At 66.2% G+C, this 13,633-nt stretch carries 14 protein-coding genes; 11 read left to right on the forward strand and 3 right to left on the reverse strand.

Going from position 1 to position 13,633, the window contains the following annotated elements; genetic code table 11:
- Window positions 1-141: 141 nt before the first annotated feature.
- From J2Y58_RS13165 to J2Y58_RS13175, 3 genes are all read left to right on the forward strand, one after another.
- Entirely contained in the window at window positions 142-987 is an 846-nt protein-coding gene (locus J2Y58_RS13165; protein ID WP_310103791.1) for a LysR substrate-binding domain-containing protein, read from the forward strand.
- A gap of 88 nt (window positions 988-1,075) precedes the next feature.
- Window positions 1,076-1,945: a TauD/TfdA family dioxygenase gene (locus tag J2Y58_RS13170; RefSeq protein ID WP_310103793.1), complete on the forward strand. Its 870-nt coding sequence runs from the start codon at window positions 1,076-1,078 to the stop codon at window positions 1,943-1,945.
- Complete coding sequence (locus J2Y58_RS13175) at window positions 1,942-2,598, forward strand: peroxiredoxin-like family protein (RefSeq protein ID WP_310103795.1); 657 nt, start codon at window positions 1,942-1,944, stop codon at window positions 2,596-2,598. Before J2Y58_RS13170 ends, J2Y58_RS13175 begins: the two co-directional genes overlap by 4 nt.
- Window positions 2,599-2,734: 136 nt before the next feature.
- Here the strand turns inward: J2Y58_RS13175 and J2Y58_RS13180 are convergent, their stop codons facing one another.
- Window positions 2,735-3,547, reverse strand: a complete 813-nt coding sequence (locus J2Y58_RS13180) for a methyltransferase (RefSeq protein WP_310103797.1) — start codon at window positions 3,545-3,547, stop codon at window positions 2,735-2,737.
- A 445-nt stretch (window positions 3,548-3,992) separates the two neighbouring features.
- On the opposite strand from J2Y58_RS13180, the gene J2Y58_RS13185 reads away from it, so the two are divergent.
- The 3 genes from J2Y58_RS13185 to J2Y58_RS13195 all read left to right on the forward strand — a co-directional run bounded on the left by J2Y58_RS13185 (window position 3,993) and on the right by J2Y58_RS13195 (window position 6,866).
- The gene (locus J2Y58_RS13185; protein ID WP_310103799.1) at window positions 3,993-4,184 is read left to right on the forward strand and encodes a hypothetical protein; all 192 of its coding nucleotides are present in this window, start codon (window positions 3,993-3,995) and stop codon (window positions 4,182-4,184) included.
- The gene (locus J2Y58_RS13190) at window positions 4,184-6,049 is read left to right on the forward strand and encodes a peptidase M61 (RefSeq protein ID WP_310103801.1); all 1,866 of its coding nucleotides are present in this window, start codon (window positions 4,184-4,186) and stop codon (window positions 6,047-6,049) included. Before J2Y58_RS13185 ends, J2Y58_RS13190 begins: the two co-directional genes overlap by 1 nt.
- 88 nt (window positions 6,050-6,137) lie before the next feature.
- Complete coding sequence (locus J2Y58_RS13195) at window positions 6,138-6,866, forward strand: Crp/Fnr family transcriptional regulator (RefSeq protein ID WP_310103803.1); 729 nt, start codon at window positions 6,138-6,140, stop codon at window positions 6,864-6,866.
- A 15-nt stretch (window positions 6,867-6,881) separates the two neighbouring features.
- Here J2Y58_RS13195 and J2Y58_RS13200 read toward each other — a convergent pair whose 3' ends face one another.
- A complete protein-coding gene (locus tag J2Y58_RS13200) occupies window positions 6,882-8,189 on the reverse strand; it encodes an NADH-quinone oxidoreductase subunit D (protein ID WP_310103805.1) in 1,308 nt (435 codons plus the stop codon).
- Window positions 8,190-8,359: 170 nt separating this feature from the next.
- On the opposite strand from J2Y58_RS13200, the gene J2Y58_RS13205 reads away from it, so the two are divergent.
- Genes J2Y58_RS13205 through cyoD form a run of 5 tightly spaced genes read left to right on the forward strand, consistent with a single transcriptional unit; the run spans window position 8,360 to window position 12,558 of the window.
- Window positions 8,360-8,539: a hypothetical protein gene (locus J2Y58_RS13205; RefSeq protein ID WP_310103807.1), complete on the forward strand. Its 180-nt coding sequence runs from the start codon at window positions 8,360-8,362 to the stop codon at window positions 8,537-8,539.
- Entirely contained in the window at window positions 8,536-9,480 is a 945-nt protein-coding gene (cyoA, locus tag J2Y58_RS13210) for a ubiquinol oxidase subunit II (RefSeq protein WP_310103809.1), read from the forward strand. Before J2Y58_RS13205 ends, cyoA begins: the two co-directional genes overlap by 4 nt.
- Before the next feature lie 2 nt (window positions 9,481-9,482).
- Complete coding sequence (gene cyoB, locus J2Y58_RS13215; RefSeq protein WP_310103811.1) at window positions 9,483-11,498, forward strand: cytochrome o ubiquinol oxidase subunit I; 2,016 nt, start codon at window positions 9,483-9,485, stop codon at window positions 11,496-11,498.
- Entirely contained in the window at window positions 11,495-12,178 is a 684-nt protein-coding gene (gene cyoC / locus J2Y58_RS13220; RefSeq protein ID WP_310103812.1) for a cytochrome o ubiquinol oxidase subunit III, read from the forward strand. Before cyoB ends, cyoC begins: the two co-directional genes overlap by 4 nt.
- Entirely contained in the window at window positions 12,175-12,558 is a 384-nt protein-coding gene (gene cyoD / locus J2Y58_RS13225) for a cytochrome o ubiquinol oxidase subunit IV (protein ID WP_310103813.1), read from the forward strand. The genes cyoC and cyoD overlap by 4 nt, the downstream gene beginning before the upstream one ends.
- Before the next feature lie 21 nt (window positions 12,559-12,579).
- Here the strand turns inward: cyoD and J2Y58_RS13230 are convergent, their stop codons facing one another.
- Window positions 12,580-13,632 (reverse strand): zinc-binding dehydrogenase, encoded by a 1,053-nt coding sequence (locus tag J2Y58_RS13230; RefSeq protein ID WP_310103815.1) that lies wholly within the window; start codon window positions 13,630-13,632, stop codon window positions 12,580-12,582.
- Window position 13,633 lies beyond the last annotated feature (1 nt).

Genomic DNA, 13,633 nt, shown 5'->3' on the forward strand with positions numbered 1-13,633 from the left:
CCTACTACTTCAATGGAGTTTCGCTGCTATGACCTATTAGTCCTGCTTGTGACTCCGGCGTTCTGCCGCGGGGCGCGGCAGAAATGTCGAGGGGACGTCTGTGAGCGATTGTATCTGCCCGCGGCTTCATCGGAGCCGAACATGCCGGTGAACCTGCCCACCAACATGCTGCGCAGTTTCGCGGCGATCGTCGACGCCGGCTCGATGCTCAGCGCGACCGAGCGGGTGTTCGTCACCCAGTCCGCGCTCAGCCTCCAGATCAAGCGGATCGAGGAATTGATCCAGCAGCCCTTGTTCCATCGCGATGGCCGGCGCCTCGCGCTGACGCCGGCCGGCGAGATGCTGCTCGGCTATACGCGGCGCATCCTCGCGATCCACGACGAAGCGGTGGCGGCGGTCAGCGCGGGTGCGTTCGCCGGGCCGGTACGGATCGGGATGGTGCAGGATTTCGCCGATCTGCTGCTCGGCGGTCTGCTCGCTCGGTTCGGCGAACTTCATCCCGAGGCGCAAATCTTTGCACGGGTCGCGGGCACCGCGGAGCTGCAACAGATGCTGGAACGCGGGCAGCTCGATCTGGTGATCGGCTATGCCGCCGCCGACGATGCGCGCGCCCTGCGGGTCGCGCCGACGCATTGGTACGGCGCGGAGGCGCTGGCCGCTCGCGACGAACTCCCGCTGGTCGTGCTGGAAAAACCCTGCCGCTTCCGCGAGGCGGCGATCGCCGCGCTGGACGCGGCCGGCCGGCGGTGGCGGATCGCAGTCGAGACGCCGAACCTTTCGACGCTGAAGGCGGCAGTCGTGGCCGGGCTTGGCCTGACGAGCCGCACCGGCCTATTCCTGCGCGACGTCGTGCCGGTCCGCGATCGCGATCTGCCCGCATTGCCCGACGTGTCGTGCATCCTGCTGCGCGGCGAAGCCGCGGGCACCGCCGCCGACCGGCTGGCACATCTCGCTGCCGAGGAGGTACGCGCGCTTCCCGACCTATAGGTAAAACTCAAGTCCTGATTAGACCTTCGCGTTGGTAGGCGCTCGTCCGGCCGTACTAGCCTTGGCACGTCCAATCAGGAGGCACGTCATGGCCATTGCAACACTGACCCGCGACGATCCGTCGTCCCAAGCCGATACCCTGACCGTCGAGCAACTCACGCCGGTCATCGGTGCCGAGATCAGCGGAATTGACCTGCGCGAACCGCTGAATGCCGCGACGCGGGACGAACTCTATGCGCTGCTCCTCCAGCACAAGGTGCTCTTCTTTCGCGATCAGCAGATCGATCGTGACCAGCAACTCGCCTTCGCGCGAAATTTCGGTGAACTCTACGCCCATCCCACCGGCGGGCTGCAGAGCCATCGTATCATCCAGCCGATCGCCGCGACCGACTTCATCAAGCACGACGTTCGCGAAAACCACTGGCACACCGACACCAGCTGGCGGCTCAATCCGGCGCTGGGGGCGGTGTTGCGCGCCGAACACATCCCACCGGTCGGCGGGGACACGATCTGGGCGAACGGCGGCGCGATCCTGCGCGGGCTGCCGGAGGATCTGCGCGCCGCGATCGACGACCTCTATGTCGTCCACGACTATCAATCCGCGCTGGCGCGCGCTGGCGAGATCTACCCGCTCGTCGCGCATCCCGCGATCCGGACCCATCCGGAGACGGGCGAAGACATCTTCTGGATCAACTTCAGCCTGAAGCCGCGCTTCGTCGACCTCGATCGCGCGGAAAGCGACGCGCTGCTCGCCCGGCTCTACGACGAAGTGAAGAAGCCGGAGCACAGCGTGCGCTTCCGCTGGACGCCCGGTGCCGTCGCCTTCTGGGACAATCGCGCCGGGCTGCATTATCCGGTCCGCGACTACGGCGACTTTCCGCGTGTCATGCACCGGGTCCTGATCGCCAGCGACGATATACCGCATCGCGTCCGCGCAACGCAGGCGAGCGCCGCATGACGACGCTGCGCGCCCGCTTCGAGGCATTGGAAGCGGAGCGGGAGCGCGACTGGCCGCCCGAGCGCTTGCGCGCCAATCGTGCGCAGCGGCAGGTGCTGGTCGATCGCTTCGACCCTGCGGCGGTGGTGCGCGAGGGGCAGCGGGTCGAGTCGTTCGTGCTCGACACGCCGGCCGGTCCGGTGACGCTGGAGGAGTTGACGAGCGGCGGAGATCTGCTCCTCATCTTCTTCCGCTTCGCCGGCTGCCCGGCGTGCAACGTCGCCCTGCCGTATTACGACGAGACGTTGGCCGGTCCGCTCGCGGCGCAAGGCGTCCGCATCGTTGCGGTCACGCCGCATCTGCAGGAAGAGGGCGCGGATGCCATCCGGAACCGTCACCAGCTCAGTTATACCGTGGCGACCGACCGCGGCAACGCGCTGGCGCGCCGGTTCGGCCTCGCCTTCCTCCCCCAGGAACCCGCGACGCCGCCGGTCGCGGGCGGCGAGTGGATCGGTAGCCTGACCGGTACCGGGACGGGCGAACTGCCGCAGCCGGCCCTCGTTCTGATCGGTGAGGATCACGTGGTCCAATTCGTCGACGTGAGTCCCGATTGGCTTCGGCGAACCGAGGCAAGTTCGATATTGCCAAGGATCCGAGCTGCTGCAGTTTCGTGAACCTCGACCTAGCTGTTTTGGGCGGGCCACATGCGCGGCTTTCGTCACCGGCGCTGGCACGGCTGATGGTCGTCGCAGCTACGGCGCAGCGATGAGCCAGTGCCGGCAATCGCGACCGCCCGCCGATGGCCGGGGCTTATCCATGCGGCGCGAGCGCGCGCTCGACGCACAATCCGATCGCAGCGATCCGGTCGACTCCGGCGTAGGGCTCCTTGTCGAGCTCGTCGCCGAAGATGTCGGGGTCGAGCACGCGATAGTCGTAGCGATAGCCTTGCGCCGGCATCGCCGCGGTGAGCGCATCGTGCAACACGTCGTGGCCGCCGACGATCGACACGCCGGTGTGCATCACGAAGCGGCCGCCGGGGGCGAGCTTCCGAATGGCCATCAGCGTCCAGTCGAGCGAGAGCTTGCCGCCGAACAGATCGCCGCCGTCACGGTAGGCCCGTCGATCCGGATCGATCATGAACGGCGGATGGGTGACGATCAGGTCGAAGCTGCCGTCGACATCCGCCGGCTGGTTCACGCGGACCGTGCGGTGCTCGATGCCGGCAAAGGTCGCATTGACCGCGGCCAGCGACAAGGCCTTGGGATTGACGTCGGCGAGCGTCAGCGTCGCCTTTCCATGCAGCGAGGCCGCGATGATCCCGCCTACGCCGGCGCCGGCGCCATAGTCGAGGACGCGGGCGGACCCGGGCAGTCCTGCAAGATGGCGCGATATGTAGTCCGCGAAGCGGTAACTGTCCGGGCCGAGAAACACAGCATCCTGATCGTGGGTGGGATAGCTGGAGTGCACGAAAAGGCGGCCGAACACGTTCGATACGCGCACCCGGGCCGCGACCAGGCCATCTGCCCGACGCGTCAGGAGGCCCGCGGCGGCCAGCGCATCAAGGATCGACGCAGGGACGAGATGCGGATCACACGGCAGCGACCATCCCAGAAGGTCCGCCACCGTCGATCCGACAGCTCGGTCCGGACGGGAAAGGACGCGCGCCTGGGACGCGGGTGTCGGCGCTATGAAGTCATAGTCGATCGATCGAAGTTGTGAAAGCAAATCAAGCAAGGCGTCGCGCGTCGCGGGGCAAGCAGCGGCAGGCGAGAGGCTCGCCTTTGGTGCACTCGGATGTGTTGTCCGCATCATTGTCGGTCCTGACGGAGGTATTGGCGCTGAACGGTAGCACGTCAGGGGCGGTTCCGGATCAATGCATTGATTACAATCAACTAATGAGAAAGGAGCATAGGCTAAATGTGTATCAGTGACAAATAATAGCCTGCAATGTTGCCCGGCGCGAAATCATCTTAAAAGGCTTTAATTGCAGGAACATCACTTCGCGCGGCGATGTTGCGTGCTTATGGTTAGGTACTCGCTGCTTTTCATCGACAAATCGAGCCGGCTGGTGGCCGATCATCGGCTTAGGGCCCGGGATGTCCACCATGCTTTGGCCCAGGCCAATCGCCGGCTTTATCGGACTTTCGTGGGCGGGCAGGAGCCGGCGCTCGATCCCAAGGGCAGGGTGGATGTGCTGGATCCGTCCGGTTCGATCGTGGCCCGCATCTATTGCGCCGAAGCCATCGCGGCGATGTCCTGATGGTTCCCCCCTTGTACGAGGCGCAGAGCGGCGACGCGCAGCGTCAGGGCACGTTCGCGGTCCCGGTGCCGATCGACGCGGATTACGTCGGGGCACTCGAGCTCCGCGTCGACGCCACCGATCGCTGGCGCGGGATCCTGCGGGTGCGTGAGATCATCCCGGTGTCGGCGGCCGGCGAGCTGGTGCTGCTCTATCCCAAGTGGCTGCCCGGTTTTCACGCGCCGGTCGCCCCGATCGAGCTGCTGGCCGGGCTGTCCTTCAGTGCCGGCGGAGAAACGCTCGAATGGCGGCGACATCCCACGATGGTGCACGCCTTCGCCGTCGCGGTTCCGGACGGTGTCGGGGCGGTCGAAGCGGCATTCCAGTTCCTGTCTCCCACCGACGCGGCACAGGGGCGGGTGATCAGTGCGCCCGACCTGCTTTGCCTGCCCTGGCACACGACGATCCTTTACCCGGCGGGCCACAGCGCCGGCCATATCGCTGTCGATGCCCGGCTGACCCTGCCCGCGGGCTGGAGCGCTGCCTGTGCCGTTCCGATCAAGCACGTGGACGCTTACGAACTGACCTTCGACCGCTGCTCGCTCGACACGCTGATCGACTCGCCGGTACTGGCCGCGCGCCATCTGCGAACCTATGCGCTCGACGGGGACGTGACGCTGCGCGTCGCTGCCGAGGAACCGCATCTCCTCGCGGCCGACGCGGCGCAGATCGACGCCCATGCAGCCGTGGTGGCGGAGGCGCTGCTGCTGTTCGGCTCCCGTTCCTATGACCGTTTCGAGATGTTGCTCGCGCTCAGCGATACGCTGAGCACCGCCGGGATCGAACATCATCGCTCGTTCGAGGCGGTCAGCGTCCCCGGCTATTTCGCCGAATGGGACAAGCATGTGACGCGCCGCGATACGATCCCACATGAATTCATCCACAGCTGGAACGGCAAGCATCGGCGCGGCGTGGATTCGTGCACGGCATCGTTCGATCGCCCGATCCAGAACAGCTTGCTCTGGGTCTATGAAGGGCAGACTCAATACTGGACCAACGTGCTGTGCGCACGATCCGGATTGTGGAGCGTGGAGCAGACGCTGGGCGCGCTGGCGCTCGACGCGGCCCGGTACGACGCGCGCCCCGGCAGCCGCTGGCGGCCGTTGATCGACACCACCCGTGACCCGATCATCGCCGCGCGGAGCCCGCTGCCATGGCCGAGCTGGCAGCGCAGCGAAGACTATTATTCGGAAGGCGCGCTGCTGTGGCTGGAGGTCGACACGCGGCTGCGCGAACTGTCGGGCGATACCTGCTCGCTCGACGATTTCGCGCGGCGCTTCTTCGGGGGCGCCGAGGGCGACTGGTCGACACGCCCGTATCAACTCGACGACGTGGTTCACGAGTTGGAGGTACTGGCTTCGTTCGATTGGCGCGGTTTCCTGCTCCAGGCGCTGGAGGAGACGCGCGCCGGGACGTTGCTGGGCGGGCTGGCCCGCGGCGGCTATCGCCTCGACTATGCCGGCGCGCCGAACGCCTATCAGCGTTGCCAGGAGGCCGAAACCGGGATCGCCGACCTCACCCATACGATCGGCCTCACCGTCGCACATGACGGGCGGATCGCCGACGTGTTGTGGCAAGGTGCGGCGTTCGATGGGGGACTGACGATCGGAACGACGATCGTGGCGGTCGCAGGGCGCTCCTTTTCCGTGGAGCGCCTCCGCGCCTGCCTTGCCGCTGAGGCTGACCTGGAACTGCTGGTACGACGTGGCGCGACCGTGCGAGCCGTGACGCTGTGTGCCGCGCAGCCACGCTATCCCACGCTTGTCCGACTGACCGACCAACCGGACCGGCTAGGCGAGATCTTGCGGCCGCGGCGCGCATCCTAGCGTCTTTTCGGATCGTCAGCGGCCCGATCGCCCTGCATGGTGGAACGGGATGCAGGGCCGGATCGTCTCCCCAATGTGGGAGAAGCCGTTGATCGAACGCCATTTTGCAAAGCTCCGCGCGCGCGGCGTGCTGTCCCCGGACGAGGAGCAAGGCATCCGCGATGCCGTCGCCGAGCTGCGCACGGTGCCGGCGGACACGATCGTCGTGCGCGCCTACGAGGTCCAGGACCATAGCACCCTGCTGCTCGACGGCATCCTTTGTCGCTACAAGGATCTGCGCAACGGACAGCGGCAGATGACCGAACTGCATGTCGCGGGCGATTTCGCCGACCTGCACAGCTTCACGCTCAAATATCTGGACCACGACGTGATGAGCCTGACGCCGTGCCGCCTGGCCATCGTGCCGCACACGAAGCTGCGCGATCTCACCGAGCGTTTTCCATCGCTGGCGCGCAGTTATTGGTTCAGCACCAATCTGGATGCCGCGATCCATCGCGAATGGGAGCTTTCGCTCGGGCGACGCACCGCGTCGGCGCGGGTTGCGATGCTGCTGAGCGAATTGCATCAGCGCCTGCTCCTCGTCGGTCTTGCCGATGCGCATGGTTACGAGTTGCCGCTGACGCAGACCGACATCGCCGAATGCACCGGCCTGACCAACGTCTCGGTCAACCGCGTGCTGCGCGAGCTACGCGAGGACGGCGCGGCGACGGTCGCCGCGGGCCGGGTCAGGATCCTCGATCGGAGCGCCCTGTGGCGCGCCGCGGAATTCGACCCGCGCTATCTCTATCTTGGTGACGCGACCGTAAAGCGGTTCTGAGCGTCCGCCATCTGATCAGCGATCCACCTCTCCGAATACGATGTCGATCGACCCCAGGATCGCCGTGATGTCGGGCAGCATATGGCCGCGCGACATGAAGTCCATCGCCTGCAGGTGGCTGAAGCCGGTCGGGCGGATCTTGCAGCGATAAGCCTTGTTCGAGCCGTCGCTGACCAGATAGACGCCGAACTCGCCCTTCGGGCTTTCGGTCGCGACATAGACCGCGCCGGCCGGCACACGGAAACCTTCGGTGTAGAGTTTGAAGTGGTGGATCAGCGCTTCCATCGAACGCTTCATCTCGGCGCGGCGGGGCGGTTTCACCTTGTCGTCTTCGGTTGCCACCGCGCCATCCGGCATGTCGCGGAGGCACTGGCGCATGATCCGCGCCGATTGGCGCACCTCCTCCACCCGCACCATGAAGCGATCGTAGCAATCGCCGCGGGTGCCGACCGGCACGTCGAAGTCCATCTCGGCGTAGACGTCATACGGCTGCGATTTGCGGAGGTCCCACGGGATGCCGGAGGCGCGGATGCACGGCCCCGAAAAGCCCCAGGCGATCGCATCGTCGCGCGACACGGTCCCGATGTCGACGTTCCGCTGCTTGAAGATGCGGTTCTCGGCGACGAGGCTGATCGCGTCCTCGAACAAGCGCGGCAATCGGGTGTCGAGCCATTCGGCCATGTCGGTCAGCAACTTGAGCGGCACGTCCTGCCGCACGCCGCCCGGCCGGAAGTAATTCGCATGCATCCTGGCGCCGCTGGCCCGTTCGTAGAAGCTCATCGTGTCTTCGCGCAGCTCGAAAAGCCACAGGTTCGGCGTCATCGCGCCGACGTCCATCACGTGGCTGCCGAGGTTCAGCAGATGGTTCATGATCCGCGTCAGCTCCGCGAACAGGACGCGCAGATACTGACCGCGGCGCGGCACTTCCAGGTCCATCAGCTTTTCGATGGCGAGCACGTAGGTGTGCTCCATGCACATCGGCGAGCAATAATCGAGCCGGTCGAAATAGGGGATGGTCTGCAGATAGGGTTTGGTCTCGATGAACTTCTCCGTGCCGCGATGGAGCAGCCCGACATGCGGATCGACCCGCTCGACCACTTCGCCGTCGAGTTCCAGCACCAGGCGCAAGACGCCGTGCGCGGCGGGATGCTGCGGCCCGAAGTTGATCGTGTAGTTGCGGATGTTCACGTCCTGCTCGCCGACACCGTCCAGCGCGGGATCGAGCGTCTCGATCGGCGCGCGAGACGGTACGTCCCCCGCCTCGTTCCTGTTGCTCACATGACCGGATGGTGCCGGCGACGTCGGTGTACCGTGGTCGCTCATCAAGACGCTCCCGAAATGGTGCGCCATAGTGGAAGGAGACGTGCATCTTCGCTTTCAAATGGTTCTAAAATCCTCGTCAGCACTAAATATAAGTATTGTAAATCAGTGAGTTATTGAGGAACTCGCGCGTCACCGCCGCTGTTCGGTCCGGACAATCGCGGAGAGTGACGATGGCGCAAAAGGGAGCGGGCGGTAATTCGGGCGCGGTGACGTCCAAGGGCGGTGACGGCGCGCGCGGCAGCCTGGGAACAGGTCGCGGCGGCGGAACCGGGACCGGAGCGAAGAAGGCGGCGGCGAAGAGCAAGTCGCCCGATACCAAGAACAAGGGACAGAAGATCAGCGGCGCGTGACCGCGGTGAGGTTCGCCGCGGCGCATCGGTCACGCGTCCTGAGCGGCGGCAGGCTGCTTGCGGGATTGGTGCTGCTCCCGGCTTGCTCGCCCGCCAGCATCCTCGCGCCCGATGGGCCCGTCGCGGCGGCGAACCGACAGATCCTCTACAATGCGCTGGCGATCATGCTGGCGATCGTGGTGCCGACGATCATCGCGACCCTGGCCTTCGCCTGGTGGTTCCGCGCCGACAATCCGCGCGCCACGTACCGCCCGCACTTCGTCTATTCGGGGCGGGTCGAGATGATCGTGTGGTCGATCCCGATCCTCGTCATCCTGTTCCTGGGCGGCGTCATCTGGGTGGGCAGCCATGATCTCGATCCGCGAAGGCCGGTTGCGGCTGCACCCGGGCAGGAGATCGCCGCCCCGCTGGAGGTGCAGGTCGTCTCGCTCGACTGGAAATGGCTGTTCATCTATCCGGGTCAGGGTGTCGCGACTGTCAACCGGCTGGTGCTGCCGGTCGGGGTGCCGGTGCGCTTCCGCCTGACCTCGGCCAGCGTCATGAACACCTTCTTCGTGCCGCGGCTCGGGTCGATGATCTACACGATGAACGGCATGGAGACGCAGTTGAACCTGCGCGCCGATCGTGCCGGGCGGGTGTACGGCCAGTCGGCGCATTATAGCGGCGACGGCTTTTCCGACATGAACTTCGCGGTTGACGCCGTCACGACGGGCGACTTCGCGCGCTGGGTAGCAGAGGCGCGCGGGAAAGGGCCGGTGCTGGACGTACGCGGCTATGTCGCGCTCGCGCGGCAGAGCCAGGACGTGCACCCGTACAGCTACCGCGCGGCGCAGCCCGGGCTGTTCGAGGCGATCGTCGCGCAGAAGCTGAAACCTGCCCCCGGGCCCGAGGAAGGGCGCGGCGGCGACGCCCATGTCTCACCCGGCACCCCGGAGATCTGACGATGCTCGGAAAGCTCGACTGGTCGGCGATCCCGTTCGATCAGCCCATTCCGCTCGTTGCCGCGGCGGTGATCGGGGTCGCCATGCTCGGCGTGCTCGGCTGGATCACGAAGCGCGGTCATTGGCCATATCTGTGGCGCGAGTGGATCACCAGCGTCGACCACAAGCGGATCGGCATCATGTACACGATGCTGGCGCTGGCGATGCTGATCCGCGGCTTCATCGACGCCATCATGATGCGATCGCAGCAGTCGCTGGCGACCGGCGGCGCGCAGGGATACCTGCCCCCCGAACATTACGACCAGATCTTCTCCGCGCATGGAACGATCATGATCTTCTTCGGCGCGATGCCGTTCGTGATCGGCCTGATGAACTTCGTGATTCCGCTGCAACTCGGCGTACGCGACGTGGCCTTCCCGACGCTCAATTCGGTCAGCTTCTGGCTGACGGCGGCCGGTGCGCTGCTGGTCAACGTCAGCCTGGTCATCGGCGAGTTCGCGCGCACTGGCTGGCTGCCCTATGCGCCGCTGAGCGAGACGACCTACTCGCCGGGGGTCGGGGTCGATTATTACCTGTGGGCGATCCAGATCTCCGGGGTGGGCACGCTGATGTCGGGCGTCAACCTGGTCACGACGATCCTGAAGATGCGGGCGCCGGGCATGTCCTACCTGCGGATGCCGATGTTCTGCTGGACGTCGCTGGGCGCGAACATGCTGATCGTCGCGGCCTTCCCGATCCTGACCGCGACGCTCGCGATGCTGACGCTCGACCGCTACATGGGCTTCCACTTCTTCACGAACGATGCCGGCGGCAACATGATGATGTTCGTGAACCTGATCTGGGCGTGGGGCCACCCGGAAGTCTACATCCTGATCCTGCCCGCGTTCGGTATCTTCAGCGAAGTCTTCGCAACCTTCTCGGGCAAGCCGCTGTTCGGCTATCGCTCGATGGTGGCGGCGACGTTGTTCATCGTCGTCGTCTCGTTCCTCGTGTGGCTGCACCATTTCTTCACGATGGGGGCGGGGGCGGACGTCAACGCGGCGTTCGGTATCGCCACCTCGATCATCGCGGTCGGGACGGGCGTGAAGATCTACAACTGGCTGTTCACGATGTACGGCGGGCGCGTGCGCTTCCCGACGCCGATGCTCTGGTCGCTGGCGTTCATGGTGACGTTCGTGATCGGCGGGATGACCGGCGTGCTGCTGGCGGTGCCGCCGGCCGACTTCATGCTGCACAATTCGATGTTCCTCGTCGCGCATTTTCATAACGTGATCGTCGGCGGCGTCGTGTTCGGGGCGTTCGCCGGCTATACCTACTGGTTCCCCAAGGCGTTCGGCTTCTCGCTGGACGAGCGCTGGGGCAAGATCGCCTTCTGGCCGTCGCTGCTCGGCTTCGTGCTGACGTTCGGCGCGCTGTATGTCGTCGGGCTGGAGGGGATGACCCGGCGGCTCCAGCATGTCGAGGTCGACGAATGGGTGCCGTGGCTGCACGTCGCGCTGGCGGGGGTCGGCTTCATGATGCTCGGGGTCGCCGCGCAGGTGGTGCAACTGGTCGTCAGCATTCGCGATCGCGAGCGGCTGCGCGATACGACCGGCGATCCGTGGGACGGGCGCAGCCTGGAATGGTCGACGGCTTCGCCGCCGCCGTTCTTCAACTTCGCGGTGTTGCCGGACGTGCATGGCGAAGAAGTCTATTGGGGCATCAAGCAGAAGGCGATCGAGAGCCAGCGCTTGGGCCCGGAGCCCAAGTACGAGCCGATCCACATGCCGCGCAACAGCGCCACCGGCTTCGTCACCGCCGTCTTCGCGACGCTGATCGGGTTCGCGCTGATCTGGCACATCTGGTGGTTGGCCGCGCTTGGCTTCGTCGGCGCCTATGCGACCTTCGCCGTCTTCGCGTGGCGGACCCACGAAGAATATGAAGTGCCAGCGGAGACGGTCGCCGAGCTCGACCGCGCCCGCCGTGCTGCGCGCCATGCCTGGCTGGCCGCGCGCGCCGGGCAGGAGGTGCCGGCATGAGCATCGCCACGGCGCACAGCGAGCCGGTTCGATCGCGCCACGATCCCTATGCGCTCGGCCGCGGTGGCGGCGGCGGTGGGCAGGGGGAGGCGACCGGGCGCGGGGAGGGCGGCCCGGCCTCCAAGCGGATCGTCGTCGGCTATGGCTTCTGGATCTATCTGCTGTCCGACATCGTCATGTTCTCGGCGTTCTTTGCCGCCTATGCGGTGCTGGCGGGCGAAACGGCGGGCGGGCCGACCGGCGCGGAGATCTTCGGCCGCGGACGGGTGGCGATCGAGACCGCGTGCCTGCTGCTCTCCAGTTACACTTGCGGGCTCGGCAGCCTTGCCGCCGTGCGGCGCGATCATCGCGCGACGCAGCGCTGGCTGGCCGCGACGGGGCTGCTCGATGTGCTTTTCCTCGGCATCGAGGTGCAGGAATTCGTCGAGCTGGTGCGCGAAGGCGCGGGGCCGCAGCGCAGTGCGTTCCTGTCCGCCTTTTTCGCGCTGGTCGGGCTGCATGGCCTGCACGTCGCGGTCGGATTGCTGTGGCTGGCGACGATGATGGCGCAGATCGCGACGCGCGGTTTTCGCCCCGAAGTGGAGCGGCGGTTGCTGTGCTTCAACCTGTTCTGGCACGCGCTCGACATCATCTGGGTGGGCGTGTTCTCGATCGTCTATCTGCTGGGAGACCTCGGATGAGCGAGCATGATCATGGCGACACCATCCCCGGCGAGCAGTCGCCCGATACCGAGGAGCCACAGGGTGCGCGAGGCTATACGATCGGGCTGTTGCTGGCCGCACTGCTGACGGCGGGGTCCTTCTGGATCGCGTCCACCGATCTCGTCTGGGGGCCGGCGGTTCCAGTCGGGATCATCGTGCTGGCGGTGGCGCAGATGGGAGTTCACCTCGTCTTCTTCCTGCACGTGACCACGGGACCGGACAACACCAACAACGTCATCGCGCTGGCGTTCGGGGTGTTGATCGTGCTGCTGGTCGTCGTCGGATCGGTGTGGGTGATGACCCATCTGAACCACAACATGCACATGGCCCCCGGCGACATGCTCCGCCACATGCGATGAGCGCCCCCGGCCGCCGCCGCATCACACCTCGATCGCGACGAAGATCGCGCCGGTTCGCGACTTGTCGTCGGCGGTGTCGAACGCCTCGTTGATCTGCTCCAGCGGGAAGCGGTGCGTGATCAGTTCCTGTGTCTTCAGCACGCCCCGCGCGATCAGGTCCAGCACCTCGGCCTCCTCGGGGCGGATGTCGTGCATCGCAAAGCTCGCGCTGGGGAGGAGGCGGATTTCCGACATCTGGATGCGCTGCCATTCGAGCGGGATCGCGATCGCGCCCTCGTCGAAGCCGCCGACGATCACCACCGCGCCGCCGCGCCGCGCCATCTTCGTCGCCTGCGGCAGGGTGGTCGGCATCGCCTCGCCGCCGACGCACTCGAAGACCACGTCCGCGCCCTGGCCGCGCGCAAAGTCGCGCACCGCGGCGACCGGATCCCCTTCGCCCGCGTCGACCACCGCGTCCGCGCCCAGCCGCCGCGCGATCTCCAATGAGTGCGCGACCTTGTCGACGACGATCACCGCCGCGCCCGCGGCCTTGGCGAGCATCAGCTGCCCGAGCCCGATCGGGCCGGCACCGATCACCGCCACCCGGTCGCCGATCGTCACGCCGGACAGATGATGCGCGTGCAGGCATACCGAATAGGTATCGATCAGCGCCGCATCGTCGAACCCGACATGATCGGGCAGGCGGTAGAACTTGTGCTGCGGGCCGACGACATATTCGGCATAGGCGCGCGACACGCTTTTCGTGCGCGTCGCATACAGGTCCGGGCAGAGGTTGTAGCGGCGGGCGCGGCACCAGTCGCAGGTGCCGCAGCCCAGCACCGTTTCCACGACCACGCGGTCACCGACCGCGACGCGCGTCACGCCATCGCCGACGGCGACGATCTCGCCGGCGAGTTCGTGCCCCATGACATGGCAGGCGAGATGCGGATCGGGCTTCTTCCAGTGGCGCAGGTCCGTGCCGCAGATCCCGGCGACCCGCACCCGCATCCGGACCCAGTCGCCGCCGGGCAGCTCGGGCGTTTCGATCTCCGCCAGTTCGAACCGGCCGTCTTCGGTCTTCAAGGCTGCGCGCATG

Origin of the sequence: Sphingomonas sp. BE138, assembly GCF_031456125.1 — a bacterium.
In the GTDB taxonomy this organism is placed as follows: domain Bacteria; phylum Pseudomonadota; class Alphaproteobacteria; order Sphingomonadales; family Sphingomonadaceae; genus Sphingomonas.

Excerpts from the sequence above, each read along its gene's own strand:
- J2Y58_RS13165 (WP_310103791.1), top strand. The coding sequence starts at position 142 with ATGCCGGTGAACCTGCCCACCAACATGCTGCGCAGTTTCGCGGCGATC.
- J2Y58_RS13170 (WP_310103793.1), top strand. The coding sequence starts at position 1,076 with ATGGCCATTGCAACACTGACCCGCGACGATCCGTCGTCCCAAGCCGAT.
- J2Y58_RS13175 (WP_310103795.1), top strand. The coding sequence starts at position 1,942 with ATGACGACGCTGCGCGCCCGCTTCGAGGCATTGGAAGCGGAGCGGGAG.
- J2Y58_RS13190 (WP_310103801.1), top strand. The coding sequence starts at position 4,184 with ATGGTTCCCCCCTTGTACGAGGCGCAGAGCGGCGACGCGCAGCGTCAG.
- J2Y58_RS13200 (WP_310103805.1), bottom strand. The coding sequence starts at position 8,189 with ATGAGCGACCACGGTACACCGACGTCGCCGGCACCATCCGGTCATGTG.
- J2Y58_RS13205 (WP_310103807.1), top strand. The coding sequence starts at position 8,360 with ATGGCGCAAAAGGGAGCGGGCGGTAATTCGGGCGCGGTGACGTCCAAG.
- cyoB (WP_310103811.1), top strand. The coding sequence starts at position 9,483 with ATGCTCGGAAAGCTCGACTGGTCGGCGATCCCGTTCGATCAGCCCATT.
- cyoC (WP_310103812.1), top strand. The coding sequence starts at position 11,495 with ATGAGCATCGCCACGGCGCACAGCGAGCCGGTTCGATCGCGCCACGAT.
- cyoD (WP_310103813.1), top strand. The coding sequence starts at position 12,175 with ATGAGCGAGCATGATCATGGCGACACCATCCCCGGCGAGCAGTCGCCC.
- J2Y58_RS13230 (WP_310103815.1), bottom strand. The coding sequence starts at position 13,632 with ATGCGCGCAGCCTTGAAGACCGAAGACGGCCGGTTCGAACTGGCGGAG.